The sequence below is a fragment of the Streptomyces sp. CA-135486 genome (assembly GCF_050936555.1).
Lineage (GTDB): Bacteria > Actinomycetota > Actinomycetes > Streptomycetales > Streptomycetaceae > Streptomyces.
Window position 1 is genome coordinate 3,354,809 of sequence record NZ_JBNJMM010000001.1, and the last position, 16,111, is coordinate 3,370,919.

General features: G+C 70.0%; 13 protein-coding genes and 1 pseudogene. 5 read left to right on the forward strand and 9 right to left on the reverse strand.

Annotation, left to right across the window (positions count from 1 at the left end):
- Positions 1–143 precede the first annotated feature (143 nt).
- Complete coding sequence (locus ACQEVG_RS15205; protein WP_432985367.1) at positions 144–1,595, forward strand: amino acid permease; 1,452 nt, start codon at positions 144–146, stop codon at positions 1,593–1,595.
- A gap of 41 nt (positions 1,596–1,636) precedes the next feature.
- Complete coding sequence (locus tag ACQEVG_RS15210; RefSeq protein WP_432982908.1) at positions 1,637–2,518, forward strand: GNAT family N-acetyltransferase; 882 nt, start codon at positions 1,637–1,639, stop codon at positions 2,516–2,518.
- A 30-nt stretch (positions 2,519–2,548) separates the two neighbouring features.
- On the opposite strand, the gene ACQEVG_RS15215 is transcribed toward ACQEVG_RS15210, so the two are convergent.
- Positions 2,549–3,772 (reverse strand): DUF6777 domain-containing protein, encoded by a 1,224-nt coding sequence (locus tag ACQEVG_RS15215; RefSeq protein ID WP_432982911.1) that lies wholly within the window; start codon positions 3,770–3,772, stop codon positions 2,549–2,551.
- Between the two features lie 203 nt (positions 3,773–3,975).
- Here ACQEVG_RS15215 and ACQEVG_RS15220 point away from each other — a divergent pair, with 203 nt between their 5' ends.
- Entirely contained in the window at positions 3,976–5,244 is a 1,269-nt protein-coding gene (locus tag ACQEVG_RS15220) for a streptophobe family protein (protein WP_432982914.1), read from the forward strand.
- Positions 5,245–5,251: 7 nt separating this feature from the next.
- On the opposite strand, the gene ACQEVG_RS15225 is transcribed toward ACQEVG_RS15220, so the two are convergent.
- The 4 genes from ACQEVG_RS15225 to ACQEVG_RS15240 are packed head-to-tail and all read right to left on the reverse strand — an operon-like array spanning position 5,252 to position 10,117.
- On the reverse strand, positions 5,252–6,268 hold the full coding sequence (locus tag ACQEVG_RS15225; RefSeq protein WP_432982917.1) for a serine/threonine-protein kinase: 1,017 nt from the start codon (positions 6,266–6,268) through the stop codon (positions 5,252–5,254).
- Positions 6,268–6,894 carry a hypothetical protein gene (locus ACQEVG_RS15230; protein WP_432982920.1) on the reverse strand — a complete coding sequence of 209 codons (627 nt, stop codon included), beginning with the start codon at positions 6,892–6,894 and terminating at the stop codon, positions 6,268–6,270. Before ACQEVG_RS15230 ends, ACQEVG_RS15225 begins: the two co-directional genes overlap by 1 nt.
- A 13-nt stretch (positions 6,895–6,907) precedes the next feature.
- Positions 6,908–9,256, reverse strand: a complete 2,349-nt coding sequence (locus tag ACQEVG_RS15235) for an FHA domain-containing protein (RefSeq protein WP_432982923.1) — start codon at positions 9,254–9,256, stop codon at positions 6,908–6,910.
- 9 nt (positions 9,257–9,265) lie between these two features.
- Positions 9,266–10,117 carry a hypothetical protein gene (locus ACQEVG_RS15240; protein ID WP_432982926.1) on the reverse strand — a complete coding sequence of 284 codons (852 nt, stop codon included), beginning with the start codon at positions 10,115–10,117 and terminating at the stop codon, positions 9,266–9,268.
- Positions 10,118–10,340: 223 nt separating this feature from the next.
- On the opposite strand from ACQEVG_RS15240, the gene ACQEVG_RS15245 reads away from it, so the two are divergent.
- Positions 10,341–11,285, forward strand: a complete 945-nt coding sequence (locus ACQEVG_RS15245) for a lytic polysaccharide monooxygenase auxiliary activity family 9 protein (protein WP_432982929.1) — start codon at positions 10,341–10,343, stop codon at positions 11,283–11,285.
- A 17-nt stretch (positions 11,286–11,302) separates the two neighbouring features.
- Here the strand turns inward: ACQEVG_RS15245 and ACQEVG_RS15250 are convergent.
- From ACQEVG_RS15250 to ACQEVG_RS15260, 3 genes and pseudogenes are all read right to left on the reverse strand, one after another.
- A pseudogene (locus tag ACQEVG_RS15250) lies at positions 11,303–11,671 on the reverse strand (glycosyl hydrolase-related protein); the annotation flags it as partial.
- A 115-nt stretch (positions 11,672–11,786) separates the two neighbouring features.
- Entirely contained in the window at positions 11,787–13,127 is a 1,341-nt protein-coding gene (locus ACQEVG_RS15255; protein ID WP_432982932.1) for a 6-phospho-beta-glucosidase, read from the reverse strand.
- Positions 13,128–13,187: 60 nt separating this feature from the next.
- On the reverse strand, positions 13,188–13,769 hold the full coding sequence (locus ACQEVG_RS15260; RefSeq protein WP_432982935.1) for a putative glycolipid-binding domain-containing protein: 582 nt from the start codon (positions 13,767–13,769) through the stop codon (positions 13,188–13,190).
- A 208-nt stretch (positions 13,770–13,977) separates the two neighbouring features.
- Here ACQEVG_RS15260 and ACQEVG_RS15265 point away from each other — a divergent pair, with 208 nt between their 5' ends.
- Positions 13,978–15,192: an LmeA family phospholipid-binding protein gene (locus ACQEVG_RS15265; protein WP_432982938.1), complete on the forward strand. Its 1,215-nt coding sequence runs from the start codon at positions 13,978–13,980 to the stop codon at positions 15,190–15,192.
- Between the two features lie 103 nt (positions 15,193–15,295).
- On the opposite strand, the gene ACQEVG_RS15270 is transcribed toward ACQEVG_RS15265, so the two are convergent.
- Positions 15,296–16,048: an ArsR/SmtB family transcription factor gene (locus tag ACQEVG_RS15270; protein WP_432982941.1), complete on the reverse strand. Its 753-nt coding sequence runs from the start codon at positions 16,046–16,048 to the stop codon at positions 15,296–15,298.
- Positions 16,049–16,111 lie beyond the last annotated feature (63 nt).

Below are 16,111 nucleotides of genomic sequence, written 5' to 3' on the forward strand. Positions count from 1 at the left end.
GTTCCATTGGTCCTCTCGTCCCCAACTCCCCACCCCCGAATGGAAAGGACGTGATTGTGTCCGAGCGCACGTCATTCACCCGATTGAAAAACCGTCACCAAGACGAGCCGGTCACGCTCGACGACGACGCCACTCTGCATGCCATGGGCTACCCGCGGAAACTCACCCGTAGATTCCGCGCATTCGACAACTTCGCCATTTCCTTCACCATCATCAACATCATCTCCGGAATCTTCTCCGCCTTCGGTTTCGGAATGGGCGCCGGCGGCCCGCTGATTCTCATCTTCGGCTGGATCGGCGTGTCGGTCATGGTGCTGTTCGTCGGCGCCGCGATGGGCGAGATCGCCTCCGCCTATCCGACCAGTGGCGCCCTGTACTTCTCCGCGGGCAAGCTGGCCAAGCGGCACCGGGGCGCCTGGTCCTGGTACACGGGCTGGCTCAACTTCGTCGGCCAGGTCGGCGGCACGGCCGCCACCGGCTACGCGGCCGCCACCTTCATCCAGGCGTACCTCACCATGCAGTGGCCCGACTACGAGGTGACGGCTCAGCGCACCGTCCTCATCACGGCCGTGATCCTGCTGGTCCAAGGGCTGGCCAACACATACACGGTCCAGCTGGTCGCAACGCTCAACCGGATCTCCGTGTGGTGGCTGCTGATCGGCATGGTGACCATCGTCGTCGCACTGATCGCGGTCCCGACGCACCATCAGCCGGTGTCGTTCGCGACCCATTTCGTGAACAACACCGGGTTCACCAGCGGCATGTACGCCGCAATGCTGGGTCTGCTCGTCACCAGCTGGACCTTCACCGGCTTCGACGGCAGCTTCCACATGTCCGAGGAGACCGTGAAGGCAACGGTCAACACGCCCAAGGGCATCATGCGGGCGATCGGGTACTCCGCGGGCACGGGTCTGATCCTCATGCTCGCTCTGGTGTATGCGATCCGCGATTATGCCGCTACAGCGAGTTCCGCCGCGCCGCCGGTGCAGATTCTCATCGATGCGCTTGGCATGGGCACCGCAAAGCTGCTGCTGCTGATCGTGATCGGCGCCATGCTCTTCTGCGGTCTGGCCAACATGACCAGCAATACCCGGCAGATCTTCGCGTTCTCACGCGACGGCGCGATGCCCGGCTCCCGTTGGTGGCATTCCGTCTCGCTGCGCACGCGTACGCCGGTCAAGGCGGTATGGCTCGCGGCGGCCTGCTCGCTGGTGCTGGTGATCCCGGCGTGGTGGTCCCACACCTCCTTCACCGCGATTGTGAGCGTCAATGTCGTGGGGCTCTATCTCGCCTACGGAGTACCCATCTTCCTGCGGCTGCGGCTGAACGACTTCGAGCCCGGCCCCTGGAACCTCGGGCGGTACGGCAAGCTGGTCGCCGGGATCGCAGTTACCTGGATCGTGCTCAGCAGCGTGCTGTTCATGCTGCCCCAGGTCTCCCCGATCACCGGCTCCACGTTCAACTACGCGCCGATCGCACTGGGAGTGGTACTGCTCATCGCCACGGTGTGGTGGTTCGCCACCGCCCGCCGGCGCTTCCAGGGGCCGGTCAGTTACGGCAGCCCCGACGAGGTCGCCGCCATGGACCTGATCTGATCGACAGCAACCGTCAAACCACTCGAAGGGACACGGTACGCATGAACCCCCTCGGCGAAGCCCCTCAGCCACACGGCCCCGGCGAACTCACTGTCACCGGAGCCTCGTTGGAGGAATGGCACCAGGTGGCGGAGTGGGCCGCCGAGGAAGGGTGGAATCCCGGCCGCGGCGACGTGGCCTGCTTCCACCCCACCGACCCCGCGGGCTTCTTCATCGGCCGCCTGGGCACCCGGACGGTCTCGGCCGTCTCCATCGTCAACTACTCGGATCAGTACGCCTTCCTCGGCTACTACCTGGTCCACCCCGAGCACCGCCGACAGGGCCTCGGCCTGGCGACCTGGAGCGCCGCGTTCCCGCACGCGGGCAAGCGCACGATCGGCCTGGACGCGGTGCCCGCGCAGCAAGTCACCTACGGGCGCGCCGGGTTCAAGTCCGCGCACGACACCATCCGCTACGGCGGACGCCCCGAGCGGGCGGGCGCTGCCGCGGATTCGGTCGTGCCCGTCACCGCGGAACACCTCGAGGCGATCGCGGCGTACGACCGGGAGGGCTTCCCCGCCGACCGGCGGGCGTTCGTCACCCGTTGGCTGTCGGCCGCGGGGCACATGGCGTACGCCCGGCTGCGCGACGGACGCATCACGGGCTACGGCGTGATCCGGCCCGCCCGCGACGGTCAGCGCATCGGCCCGCTGTTCGCCGACACTCCCGAGGACGCCGAAGCGCTCTTCGACACCCTCACCGCCCATCTGGCTCCATGGGACGAAGTCTCCATCGACGTCCCCGAACCCCAGCGGGCCGCCTGCCGACTCGCGACGTCCCGCGGCCTCGAACCGCGCTTTCACACCGTGCGTATGTACACCGGCCCGGTCCCGCCGACCCGGACGGAGCGCACCTACGGCGTCACCACGCTCGAACTCGGCTAGGAGCGCGCACCCCGGGCACCGGTGTCTCCGCTACGACGAGGAGACCGAGGACTCCGGGGCTTGGGGCGGGGGCGGGGCCGGGGACGAGGTCGACCCTGATGTCGAGGTCGAGGCTGAGGACGAATCAGGGACGAGGTTGCGGGGCGGGGGGCCCGATGTCGTGGACTCCGACGACGGAGTCTCGGTCTCGGGGGACGGCGGCGAACTCGGCGGGCAGGGGCCCTCCTCCTGCGGCGGGCAGGGCGACTGCGACGTCTCACCCGGCGAGGTCGGCGGCGAGGACGTGTCCGGCGACGGGGACGAGGGCGGCCGGGTCACGGGCGGCGGCGGGATCTTCTTGTCGTGGCGGCCGTCGTGGTCACCGTGCTTGCGCTCGAACCAGTCGTCGCGGTGCGGGTCGTAGACGATGAAGACGTTGATCACCGTGATGGACGGCTGCACATACACGATCTTCGTCGGCTTGAATCCGGACCACGTGGGGCCCGTCAGCCGGGCGTCGCCCTGCACCTCGACCGGCGGTGTCAGCGGATTGCCGCAGGCGCAGCGCACGCGCGGGACGCCGTGATTGTCGACGAGCACGGCCGTACCGGCCTGGAGCACCGACTGGTAGGTCGTGGGGCGGCCGTTCTCGTAGCCGTGGTTGGTGACCCGCGTGTCATAGTTCAGCCGAAGCGGGGTCAGCCCCCGTAGGTACCCGGGTACCTGGGCGGGGCCGATGCCCAGGACCGAGGCGAAGGCGCTGTTCTTGGCCGGGTCCGCGGCCAGGTAGCCGACCTGTTTCTCCACGTTGCAGCTCGCCGTCTGCTGCGTCCCTCCGTACACGCCGGCGTCCGAACCCTTCATGTTCCTCGCCGGCGGGGCGGGCGGATCCTCGGAGGGGGCCTTGTCCGTCGACGGAGGGGTGAAGGGATGCTCGCCGGCCGAATTGACGGGATCTCTGACGATCTCGCCGGCCGCAGCCGTGCCGCCGCCCCCCGGACGGGTGAAGACGACGATCAGCACCACCGCGGCGGCCACCGTGATGGCGATCGCCGCGATTCTGGGGACGGAACGCCACCAGGGGCCGCCCGGCTCCTGGCCAGGACCCTTCCCCGGGCCGCCCGGTCCCGCGCCGCCGGGTGGTACGGACGGTGGACCCGTCGGAGTTCCGGGCGACGTGGGGGGCGGCGGCGTAGCCCCCGGCTGCGACGGGCCGGAGAGGGGGCCTGAGGGGGGTCCTGTGGGGCGGCCGTTCGGCGGCGGTTCGGCACTCACGGGCGGCACTTCTTTCCAGCGTAGGAGTCATGCAGCGCGGGAAACTCGGCACAGGTATGGGAGTGAAGGCCGGCCAAAAGTCAGAAAAGCCCGCTTTCACGCATACAGTGCCTATTGTGTGCTCCACACCCGTACGGCCCGCAAGCCGACGCGGTCGGACCTCCCAGCGGGCGGAGCTCCCGACCCCTGCTTAGCGTGGCAGCGTGAGCCAGCAGCAGATCAGCGACCGGGACGTCGCGACGCGCACCGCACCCGGCTGGGGCAACGCCCTCGTCGCCGTACTCGCCGGGCTCGTCGCCCTCGCCGTCACGGCCGCGCTCGGCCTGTGGGCGGCAGGCGCGGCCGACCTCCCCGACGGCGCGTTCCCGAACGTCGTCGCGGCCGTCGTCGTCGTCGCGGTGGGCGGCTCGGTCGAACTCTCCGGAGACGCGGGGTTCATCGCCCAGACGAACGCGGACCTCGATGTGCTGCCCCTCTCCGTCACCCTGGCCGGAGCCCTCGTCATCGCCACCGGCTTTGTCCGTCCGCTGCGGCACCGGGCCGTCGCCGGAACCCGCGAACTCCTCGGCTGGGCCGCCCGGTTGGCCGTCCTGTGGGCTCTGGCTCTCATCGGCCTGTCGGTCCTGGCCCGCCACACCTTCACCATCCCGCTGGGCGAGGGAACGATCTCCGACATCGGCGATCTGCTGGACTCGTCCCCCAAGGTCGGGTTCCGTGCCGATCTGCCGCTCACCCTCGTCCTCGGCCTGGTGTGGCTGGCGGGCCTGCTGATCCTTGCCCTGCTCGTATCGCGCAAGGCTCCGCTCCCGGCCCGCCTGGTGCGCTTCCAGGAGCCGGTCCGCCCGGCCGCGTTCGCCATGGTCGCGCTGCTTCTCGCGTACGTCGTCGTGGGCCTCGTCATCGGACTGGTCGTCGCGGCGACCCGCGGGCATGCGGCCGAGACCTTCGCCGTGATCCTGCTCGGACTGCCGAACCTCGTCTGGCTCGCCTTCACGCTCGGTCTCGGCGCCTCCTGGGAGGGCCGGGTGAACGGCCCCTTCGGGCTGCCCATGCCGGAGCTGCTGGACTCGGTGCTGCGTACCCCCGAGAACTCCACCCTCAATGTGAGCACGCTCGCCGAGCGCGACGGGCGGGCCTGGTGGCTCGTGGCCGTCGCGGCTGTGCTGCTGCTCGGCGCCGCGTTCGTGATGGCCGCGCGCTCGCCCGCCCGGACGCGGCCCTGGCAGCACGCCATGCACATGGCGGTGGCGCTCACCCTCACCGTCCTGACGATCTGTCTCGTCGCCCGGGTCTCCGCCCACTACAGCCTGTCCCTGCTGGGCATCGGGGACCTCGGCGGCAGCCTCGCCGGACAGGTGACGCTCTGGCCGCACATGTGGACGGCGCTCGGCCTGGCGGTGCTGTGGGGTGTGGTCGCCGGTCTGCTCGGCCGCCTGCTCGCCCGGCGGGTGCGCCGCCGGGGCGAGGTCTGACCCCCGCTCACTCTCCTTGGCCGAGGCCTCGGAAGACCGGCTTCGCCCAGTGGGGCGGCTGGGGCGGCGGCCCGGGATCCCAGGGCGCCTTGGCCGCGTGCACGTCCAGCCGCGTCGCCGGACGACCGCCCGCCTCCTGGGCCGTACCCGCGACCCGCAGCGCGGTCACGAACTCCAGGCAGCTGTCGAACCGGTCGTCGGGCGACTTGGCGAGCGCTTTCGCCAGTACGTCGTCGACCGCGGACGGCAGCTCGGGGCGGTGACCGGTCAGCGGCGGGGGAGGATCGTACTGGTGCGCCCACAACAGCGCCATGTCGTCGTCGCGTTGGAAGGGCGGGGCCCCGGCCATGCACTCGTAGACGACGCAGGCGAGGCTGTAGACATCACACCTGCCGTCCACCGGACGGCCCGAGATCTGCTCCGGGGCCACATAGTCGAGGGTCCCGACGAACTGGCCGACCGTGGTGAACCCGGTCAGCGACAGCGACTTCTTGGTCAGCCCGAAGTCGGTGAGATACACGTGCTCGGGGTGGTCGCTGTCCGTGCCCGCCGCGACGAGGATGTTGCCGGGTTTGACGTCCCGGTGCACGAGGTCGTGGTCATGGGCGGCGTCCAGCGCGGACGCGACCTGCCCCGCGATCCGGGCCGCCGCGTGCACCGACAGCGGGCCCTTGTGGTCGAGCAGGGCGCGCAGATCCTGCCCGGAGACGTAGCGCATGGCGATGTACAGGATGCCTTCGGTCTCACCGGCCTCGAAGACGGGCACGATGTGCGGGTGGTCGATGGCCGCGGCGACGCGCGACTCGTGGGCAAAGCGCTGCCGGAAGGTGTCGTTGCGGGCGAGCTCGGGGGCGAGGAGTTTGAGGGCGACGGTGCGGTCGAGCCGTAGGTCTCTGGCGCGGTAGACGACGGCCATGCCGCCGCGGCCGATCTCGCTCTCGACGAGATAGCTCGCGATCTGCTTGCCGAGCACGTCGGACGGCCTCCCGACAGGAAGGGCCGAATCGCGCGAACCACGGTCCATCATCCGTCACCGGCCGGTCGGTCCGGTTCGGGTGTGGCGGCCCGGGCAGGGTCGACGATCTGCGTCGGCTCCGCCGCGCCCGGGCCTGGAGCAGCGTCCGCCGCCGCGGCGCCCGGAGCAGCGTCCGGGCGTGGAGCAGCATCCGGGGCCGACCCCGCCGCGTAGGTGCTCAGCCGTGACCCGTCGCAGTACACCCAGCGCTCGTGCTCCGCGTCGTACAGCCACATCGACTCGCCGTCCACCACCACCCCCAGCCGCAGTCCCTGCGTCCGGCGGCGGAAGGTCTCGCCGTCCGTCCCCGCGGTCGCGAGGTCCTCCGCCGCGCGGCGGTACTGGCTCAGCGATTCCGCCACGCGGCCCAGCAGCGGACGTGGATTCTCCGTGCGGGCCGGTGTGCCACCGGGCACCGGAGGATCCTGCGGTACGGAGACCAGCAGGCGGCCGTCCACCCATGCCGACCAGCCGTTGGCACACACGATCCGGCCCCAGTCACCGCGCCGGTCGACCAGCTGCACCGGGAGCAGCGGGTCGAGCGAATCGGTGGGCCGGGACACATCAGCGCTCTCCCAGGCGGGCAACCCGTCCCGGGGGACCACATGCGTCGGGCGGAATTCCTCGGTCGCCATGGGGGTCCCGCTCCTACTTCCGCATGATCGCGGGCTCGTGGCGGCGCAGTAGCCTGGCGACCGCGTATCCGAAGACGACCGAGAGCACGACCAGCATGCCCATGTTGAGCAGCCATACCCCCGCGGAGTGCTCGAAGAGCGGATCCGTCGTCAACTTGCCCGGAACGAGACGGGCCAGCCCGATCGTCCCCGCCATCGCGCCCAGCGCCCAGCGGGACGGCACCAGCCAGGCCAGCTGCTCCACGCCCGGCACTCCGCCCAGCTTCAGCAGCGCCCCGCAGAACACGACCTGCACGATGGCGAGGAGCACCAGCAGCGGCATCGTCACCTCCTCCTTGCGCACCAGCGCGGAGACCAGCAGACCGAGCATCATCGCCGTGAACGACAGCACCGCCACAGCCAGGGTGATCTCGGCCAGCGGCGGCAGCAGCACCCCTTCACCGCCCGGTGCGGACAGATCGACGCCGACCAGACCGACGAGCGTGAGCACCACCGCCTGCAGCACCGTGATCGTGCCCAGCACCACGACCTTGGACATCAGATACGCGGATCTGGACAGCCCGACGGCCCGTTCCCGCTGGTAGATGACCCGTTCCTTGACCAGTTCCCGTACGGCGTTCGCGGCGCCGGTGAGCACCCCGCCCACACACAGGATGAGCAGCGCGTTCATCGCCGTCTCCTGAGTGAGCCGGCTGCCGGCCAGCGCGCGGGTCATCGCGCCCATCACGAACGGCAGCGCGATCATGATGATCAGGAAGGTCCGGTCCGCGCCGAGCGCGGCGGCATACCGCCGCACCAGGGTCCGCAGTTGCGCCCCCCAGCTCTGCGCCTTCGGCGGCGGCGGGACGATGCCCGACGCCTCTGCCGGTGGCCGCTGCGGCTGCGCCGTCGAGTTCGCGATGTACTGCCGGTGGAAGGGGGAGTCGCGATACGTCCCCGCCCAGTCCCGGTCCTGGTCACTCTCGAAGGCCTCGAACGCCTCCGGCCACTGCTCGAAGCCGAAGAACGCGAGCGCGTCGTCGGGCGGCCCGTAGTAGGCGATGCGGCCGCCCGGAGCGAGGACCAGCAACCGGTCGCACACATCCAGGCTGAGCACACTGTGCGTGACGACGATGACCGTGCGCCCGTCGTCGGCGAGGCCGCGGAGCATATGCATCACCGAGCGGTCCATGCCGGGGTCGAGCCCCGAGGTCGGCTCGTCGAGGAACAGCAGCGACGGCTTCGTCAGCAGCTCCAGGGCTACGCTGACCCGCTTGCGCTGGCCGCCCGACAGGCTGTGGATCGGCTGCGTGGCCCGCTGTTCCAGGCCCAGTTCGCGCACCACCTCGGCGACCCTGGCCTGGCGCTCCGCCTTCGCGGTGTCCTGGGGAAAACGCAGCTCGGCGGCGTATGCCAGCGCCCGGCGCACGCTCAGCTGCGAGTGCAGGATGTCGTCCTGCGGCACGAGGCCGATGCGTTGGCGCAACTCCGCGTAGTCGCGGTACAGGTCGCGGCCGTCGTAGAGGACGGTGCCCTGGTCGGCGGGGCGGAGCCCGGTCAGCGCGTTGAGGAGCGTCGACTTTCCGGCGCCGCTCGGTCCCACCACGGCGAGCAGGCATTTCTGGCCGACGGGAAACGAGACATGGTCGAGCAGTGTCTTACGGCCCCGGTCCACCGAGACCGCGAGGTCCTGCACGTCGAGCGAGACCTCACCGGTGTCGACGTACTCCTGCAACTGGTCGCCGACCAGGCAGAACGCCGAGTGGCCGATGCCGACGATGTCACCGGCCCCGACCTGGCCCCGGTCGACCGGCTGGCCGTTCAGAAAGGTGCCGTTGTGCGAGCCGAGGTCGACGATCTCGTATGTGCCGTCCGGGAGCGCCCGCAGCTCCGCGTGCCGGCGTGAGACGACCAGATCGTCGATGACCAGGTCGTTGTCGGTGTCCCGGCCGATGCGTACGACGCGGGCGGGCAGCGGCCGTACCGTCGTCGGCGCCCGGAAGGTCCCGGTCGCCGACGGCATCGAGACGGCGGACGGACGGTCCGCCGAAGCCCCGGGCGGCTTCCGGCCCACGAGCACTGCTCGCGGGCCGTCGGCGGGATTGCCGAACCGGATGACGCTGCCGGGACCGACCCCCCACTCGTGGATCCGCCTGCCGTCGGCAAAGGTGCCGTTCGTGCTGTTCTCGTCCTCGAGCGTCCAGTGGCCGTCATCGGGCCGCAGCACGGCGTGGTGCCAGGACACCCGGGCATCGTCGATGACGATGTCGCTCAAGGGGTCGCGCCCGACGTGGTAATCCCGGCTCGGACTCATCACGGTGAAGCCCGTGTCGGTTTCGAGGACGAGCTCGGGCGCAGTCGGCGCGACAGGCCGCTCTCCCATGTTCGAATTCTAGCTATTGGTCCCCATATGCGCCCACGCAGTGCGGGGCCGGGAGTGGTAGAGCTGCGTGTAGTAGCGGCCTCTCGTCTCAAGACCGGACGGGTTGTGGCCGGCGAGCAGGGTCTGTTCGATGGCGTCGCGCTGTTCCGTCGGGCCGGTGAACAGGCGCTGCGGATAGGTCTGCGCGGCCGTCTCGGTGAGCAGGCCGTGGTCGGCCAGACGGGTGATCACCGGCTGGTAGGAAACCGTACGCAGTACGAAGGCGGCCACCCAGAGCGGCAGCCGGGCGCAGCCGAGCAGAGCCTCGAATGTGTGGTGGGTGATGTACCCGATGCCCCCGGTGACCGTGATCAGCCCGGCGCCGGCGACGGCGTGTCGCAGCCCGGGGCTCGGCGGACACTGCTCCAGATTCTCGGCGTACGCCTCGTCGAGCAGGCCGACCGCCACGGCGTAGCGGACGGCATGTCCGGCAGCGTCGAGGCCGATGACCGGGGTCGCGTCCGCGCGCCGTCGGCCGGCGTAGAACTCCTTGTCCCGCTCGATGAGTTCGTCGGGGCTGAGGCGCTCGGCCCCGGGGCCGGTGTAGTGCGCGTACAGCTCGGCGAGCGTGAGGTGGTGATTGAGAAGGGCGGCGTTGATGCCGTACGAGCAGCACAGGTCGAGCACCGTGACGGGGGCGCCCGTCTCATGGGCGGCGGCCCGCTCGGCGCGGGCGCGGCGGAAGACGTCCTGGGCGTGGTGCGGGATCTCGTACCGCAGCGGTGCGAGCCGGCGGAAGTAGGCGCGAGGGTCGGGCTCGTTGTAGATGTCGTCGAACCGGCTCTTGCCCGGTGTGGTGGTGCTGCTCCGTCCTTGGGCCATGTGGCGTACCTCCGCGGGCTGGGGACAGGTCTGCGCGCAGGAACCTCTATCGGACATGCGGGGCGCACCGGTAGTGCGCAGGGGCGGAACCGGCCACGGCCGCACGGATGTCCGGGCGTTTGCCGTCCGTGCCCGGAGAGTTTGACTCCGCGGTTGAACGCTCCGTCGGGCGCCGTCGTAATACACGACAGCCTGTCGAGCCCACCCAGGAGGCCTGCCGCGCATGACTCCCCATCGCATTGCCGCTGCCACCGCGCTCGCCGGTGTCGTGCCGTTGGCGCTCACGATCGTGGCCGCGGGGCCCGCCCGGGCGCACGGCGCCCCGACCGATCCCGTCAGCCGGGTTGCCGCGTGCAGTCCGGAGGGTACGCAGCACGCGTCGGCCGCGTGCCGGGCAGCCGTCGACGCCAACGGAGGGGCGGAGTTCGAGGCGTGGGACAACCTGCGTGTCGCCGATGTCCGGGGCAGGGACCGCGAGTTCATCCCGGACGGGCAGCTGTGCAGTGCGGGCCTCGACGCGTATGCCGGTCTGGACATCGCCCGTAGGGACTGGCCGGCCACGCCGCTGAAGGCGGGTGCCGACTTCACCCTCACCTATCGGTCGACCATCCCGCACAAGGGGACGTTCAGTCTGTATCTCACCAAGCAGGGCTACGATCCGGGCGCGCCGCTGCGGTGGGACGATCTGGCGGCGGTGCCTTTCGCCACGGTCACCGATCCAGAGCTCGAGGGCGGCGCGTACCGGATCTCCGGTCGGCTGCCGACTGGCCTGACGGGCCGTCATGTGCTGTACACGGTATGGCGGAACACCAGCACGCCGGACACCTACTACTCGTGCTCCGACGTGGTCATGCAGGGTGACGGTGCGGCACAGAACGATGGGCAGGCGGGCGGCGGGCAGCAGAGTGAGGCACACCAGAGCGATCCGTCCGCCCAGGGACAGCAGAGCGGTCCGCCCGCACAGGAACAGGCGCAGCAGAGCAGTCCGCCTGTCCAAGGACAGCAGAGCGACGCCCCCGTCGTCGTCGAGCCTGCCGGGCGGCAGGCGGCAGCGTCGTCGGCCGGCGAGGACAATGAGCCCGCCATCATCGCCGGCGGGGCCGCCGCCGTGCTCGCGCTGGTCGCCGTGGGCGTGTCCGTACTGCTCCGCCGCCGCGCCCAGTCGTAGGGGTCCGCAGCGACCCCCTACGCCCGGGAGAGCCGTAGCGTCAGAATCTGGAACGGCCGCAGCGTCACGGCCACTTCGGCTTCCCCGATGGTCACCGACTCGCGTGGCAGCGGACGCTCCAGCAGATCCGTCACCTGCGCCCCGGCCAGCGGGAAACGGGTGCGCAGGGCCGCCTTCGCCCGGCCGCCGTGCGACTCGTAGAGGCGTACGACCACATCCCCTGAGCGGTCGTCGGCGAGCTTCACCGCCTCGACCGTCACGGCCGCGTTGTCGCTGCTGACCCGCGGCTCGATGCCCCGCTCCGACTCCGCGACACGCAGCGGCAGATTGAGCGCATACCCCTCGGCGATGGCGTCCTCCACACTCGCACCCGGCAGCAGCGCGTAGGGCGGTGACGTCGACGGGGAGCGAGGCCGAGTGGACGGCGGGCTTGATGCGCTGCTCAAGGACACGCTCGACGCGCTCCTCGATGCGGCGGCGTTCGTCGTGCATGTGCGGCTCCTACCTCAGATAGGCGAGCGCGGGGTGGACGCCGGTGTAGCCGTCGACGAGCCGGCGGGCGACGGTCACGGAGTCGATGAGGGGATGCAGGGCGAAGGCCTTCACCGCCCTCGCGCGCGAGCCGCTCCGGGCGGCGGCCAGTACTTCGCGCTCGACGGCCTTGACGGCGCAGACCAGGCCGGTGGCGTGCAGCGGGAGCGGGGAGACCGGGGCGGGGTGCGCGCCGTTCGCGTCGACGAAGCAGGGCACCTCGACGACAGCCTCCTCGTCCAGCACCGACAGAGTGGTCCGATTGCGGACGTTCAGGATCAGCGTGCTGCGCTGGTTGTGCGCGATGGCCCGCATCAGGGCGAGCGCCACCTTTTCGTAGCCGCCGGACTCCAGATCACTGGGGTCGCGCTCGCCCGCCCCGGCCGCCTCGCGATTGTGTGCCATATAGGTGGCCTCGCGCTCGGCGCGGGTGCGGTCCCAGGTCTTCAGGGCCGGGGCGTCGGGGCGCTCCATCTCCGCGTAGAACCGCGCCTGTTGCTGATGGAGGAAGGCGCCGCGGGTCTGCCGCGCGTCTTGGTACGCGCGTACCGTTTCCCGGTTGAAGTAGTAGTAGTGCAGATACTCGTTCGGGATCGCGCCGAGGGACCTGAGCCAGTCGGGGCCGAAGAGTCTGCCCTCCTCGAAGGAGCCGAGCAGTTCGGGGTCGGCGAGCAGCCGGGGCAGTTCGTCGCGGCCCTGGACGCGCAGTCCGCTCAGCCAGCCGAGGTGGTTGAGGCCGGCATAGTCGAGCCACGCCGTGTCGGGGTCCGCGCCGAGAGCATGGGCCGCCCGGCGGCCGAGCCCGACCGGCGAGTCGCAGATGCCGATGACGCGGTCGCCGAGGTGGCGGGCCATGGCCTCGGTGACCAGGCCGGCCGGGTTGGTGAAGTTGATGACCCAGGCGTCGGGGGCCAGCCGGGCGGCACGGCGCGCGATGTCGACGGCGACCGGCACCGTGCGCAGTCCGTACGCGATGCCTCCGGCGCCGACCGTCTCCTGGCCCAGGACGCCCTCGGCCAGGGCGATCCGCTCGTCGGCCGCGCGGCCCTCGAGGCCGCCGACGCGGATGGCGGAGAAGACGAAGTCGGCACCGCGCAGCGCCTCGTCGAGGTCGGTGGTGACCGTGACGCGTGGAGCGTCCGGCACGCCCTGGGCCTGGTCGGCGAGGACTCGCTCGATCGCGGCCAGCCGCCCGGCGTCCAGGTCGTGGAGGGTCACCTCGGTGATGCGGCCGTCGGCGTGATCGCCGAGCAGCGCGCCGTACACCAGCGGCAGCCGGAAACCACCGCCGCCGAGGACCGTGAGCCTCATACCTCAACCACCTTCACTCCTGCCTCGTCGAACGTTGTTGCCCAATACTGCGCCGGGTGATCACCTGTGGTGGCCGGCCGGCGCATGCCGGTGCGCCAGTCCCGGATAGTCGACCACAAGGCCCTCCCCGTCGAACTCGATGTCCGTGCGGAAGTCGCCCGAGGTGAACCGGATGCGCGCACCGGTCTCGGTGCGCGCGAGGTGGGTGTAGGTCTGTCGTGACGCGTGCACGGTCAGATCCGGTACCGAGACCCAGGCCATCAGGAACGTTCGCTCGCCCGGCGCCAGTTGGAGACCGTGCCGCAGCACCGGCATGGTGTTGGTGAGCGGACACAGTCCGAGATCGCAGTCGAGTGCGCCGTCGACCTCGGGCACACGCTCCCCGTTGGCGGTCCACCGGCCGTCCCCGTCGTGCAGCAGCCGCAGCTCGCGCGAACCCATGGCCGTCGCGGCGCGCACATGCAGTTCACGAGTCACGAAGTTCTCGCCGGCGTCGAGGTCGTACGAGAGCCAGTACACCTCCGGCCGGGTCCCGACCGCGCGTCCATGGGCCTGGAGGGCCGTGCCACGGAACTCGATCCATGAGGTCTCGTACCCCTGGCTCTCCGTGACTTCCCAGGTGAGGACGTGCGAAGTGACCATGTACCGAGCGTAACGAGCCAGGGTCGGGCTCGCCCCCGCTCAATGGCGCGCCGAGGGAACGCCCACCGAATGGACGGCCTCGGCGGAGTGAATCCGATCACTGAACACCGCTGCCACCAGGGAGTTCATGGTCACTTATTGGCTTGAACCATTACGTACACCCGGTAGGACTTGCGTTCGAGGGTGGTCGGCATGGTGGGATGACGTGATGCGACCCCCCACACGCATATCAGCGCATTCCCGAAATCCATACGAAGAGCTCGCTCAACTGGCAGATCCCGAACCGGACTACGCCAACTACGTCCCCAGAGACCCGCTGGAACTCGGGCTCACCTCCGACCTCGACGACGATGACGACTGGTCACCGCCCAACCATCGGGGCAGGAGCCGATTCGCCGCGCTGCCCGCGGTGGTGAAGCTGACCCTCGCGACCCTGGTGTGCACCGTCTGTCTGCTGCTCGCCGACCGCCTCGCGGAGTACTACGCACAGACCAAGGCCGCGGACAAACTCCAGCAGTCGCTCGGGCTCGCCACCAGGCCCGACGTCGACATCCACGGCTTCCCCTTCCTCACTCAGCTGCTCGACGAGCGGATCGACCAGGTGGACGTCACCGTGCCCGACGTCTCCGCCGACCGGGTCTCGCTGGCCGAGGTACGGGCCACCGCCAAGGACGTACGGATCGTCGGAGACGCCCCGACCTCGATCAAGGGCGCCGTCATCGGAAGGCTCGACGGTGAGGTGCTGCTCTCCTTCGACGACCTCAACCGTGAACTGGGCGCCTCACAGCTGAAGTTCACCGGCAGCGGTCCCGACGCGGTGCGGGTCAATGGTGAACTCGCGGTCGCCGGCCAGGATCTGCGTGTACGGGCACAGGCGCGCATCAGGCGTGACAACGGCCGGGCGCTGACCACCACCATCGACGCCATGCAGCTCGACATCCCGCGCGTTGCCACCTACCGGCCGGGCAAGGACCCGGAACACTCCGGTCTGCGGCTGCACCGCGAGGCGGCCGAGCGGATCAGTCGCGAAGGGGCCCGGTTGAAGGGGCTGCTTGCGGTGCCCGCGGTGATCGACCGGCTCGGAGTGCCCAAGGAGCAGGTGAGCAGGGCGCTGCGGAGCGAGGAGGAGCTGCACCGGCTCACCAACGCGCCGAAGTTCATCGAGCGGCTGATGAAGGTCAATCTCGTCGATGTGGTGATCGAGCACCCGCAACTGCTGCGGAAGGTGGGCGTCGACCCCGGCCTCGTCGAGGCATTGCTCGCCCTCAAGCCTCCGGAGCTCTCGGAGCGGCTGTCGCTCTCCTTCGAACTGCCCAGCTCGCTCAGCGAGTTGAACCTGCGGGACATCACCGTCGAGCGGGAGGGCATCACGGCCCGTGTGGTGGGCTCCGGCCTGCACATCGGGAAGTCCGGCGCTTCCTGAAAGGACCCGGCGGCTTTTCCGGTGCGGATCCCGCCGCGCACAGTCGTACCGGAAAAGCCGGTCGCCGGGGTCCGTCGTCCGGTCGTCCCGTCGTCCCGTCGGTTCAGGAGTACATCAGTGATCCCGGCGTGGTGAGCAGCTCACCCGTCTCCAGCCAGGTCTTCAGGCCGGAGAGGATCATCGGCCAGCCGCCGTAGAGCTCGTCGTTCGCGCCCTCGCGCAGCTGGTCGTGGGTGACGACCAGCCGACAGGAGTCGCCGACGGGCTCGATCTCCCAGGTGACCCTGGACGTGCCCTCGCTCTGCACCTCGTCGCTCCAGAGCGCCACCATGCTCTGGACGAGCCGGCGCGGTGGATCGATCTCGAGGATCTCCCCCTCGCCGAGCAGGCCGTCGGCCTTGGGGGAACTCATCTCGAAGCGCCCGCCGGGCTTCCAGTCCGCGGTGACCCGCACGCCGAAGTTGTACTTGGTTCTGATCTCGGGGTCGGTGATCGCCTGCCACAGGCGTTCGGGGGTGGTGCGGATGTAAATCTCGAAGATCTTTTCCATGGGGCTCTCCAGACGGCTTTTGAGGCCACTGAGGCCAGCGGCCCAGGGTTCCGCGTACTTGCTCACCCACCGGTCGTGGACGAGCCGGATGGGGACGGGGTTCAGGAAGTGGAGCTTCTCGCGACCGCGCCGCCTGGTCACCACCAGGCCCGCTTCCTCGAGCTGCTTGAGGTGCTTCATCACTCCGAAGCGGCTGATGCCGAACCGTGCCTCGAGGGCGCTGAGCGTCTGTCCGTCCTCCCGGAAGAGCTCGTCGAGGAGGCTGCGCCGGGTCGGGTCGGCCAGTGCCTTGAACACTTCGTCCACACCACAAAAAATAGGTGACCATTTGGTCACCTGTCAAGGGTCGATCGTCCTGGATGGGGCCTG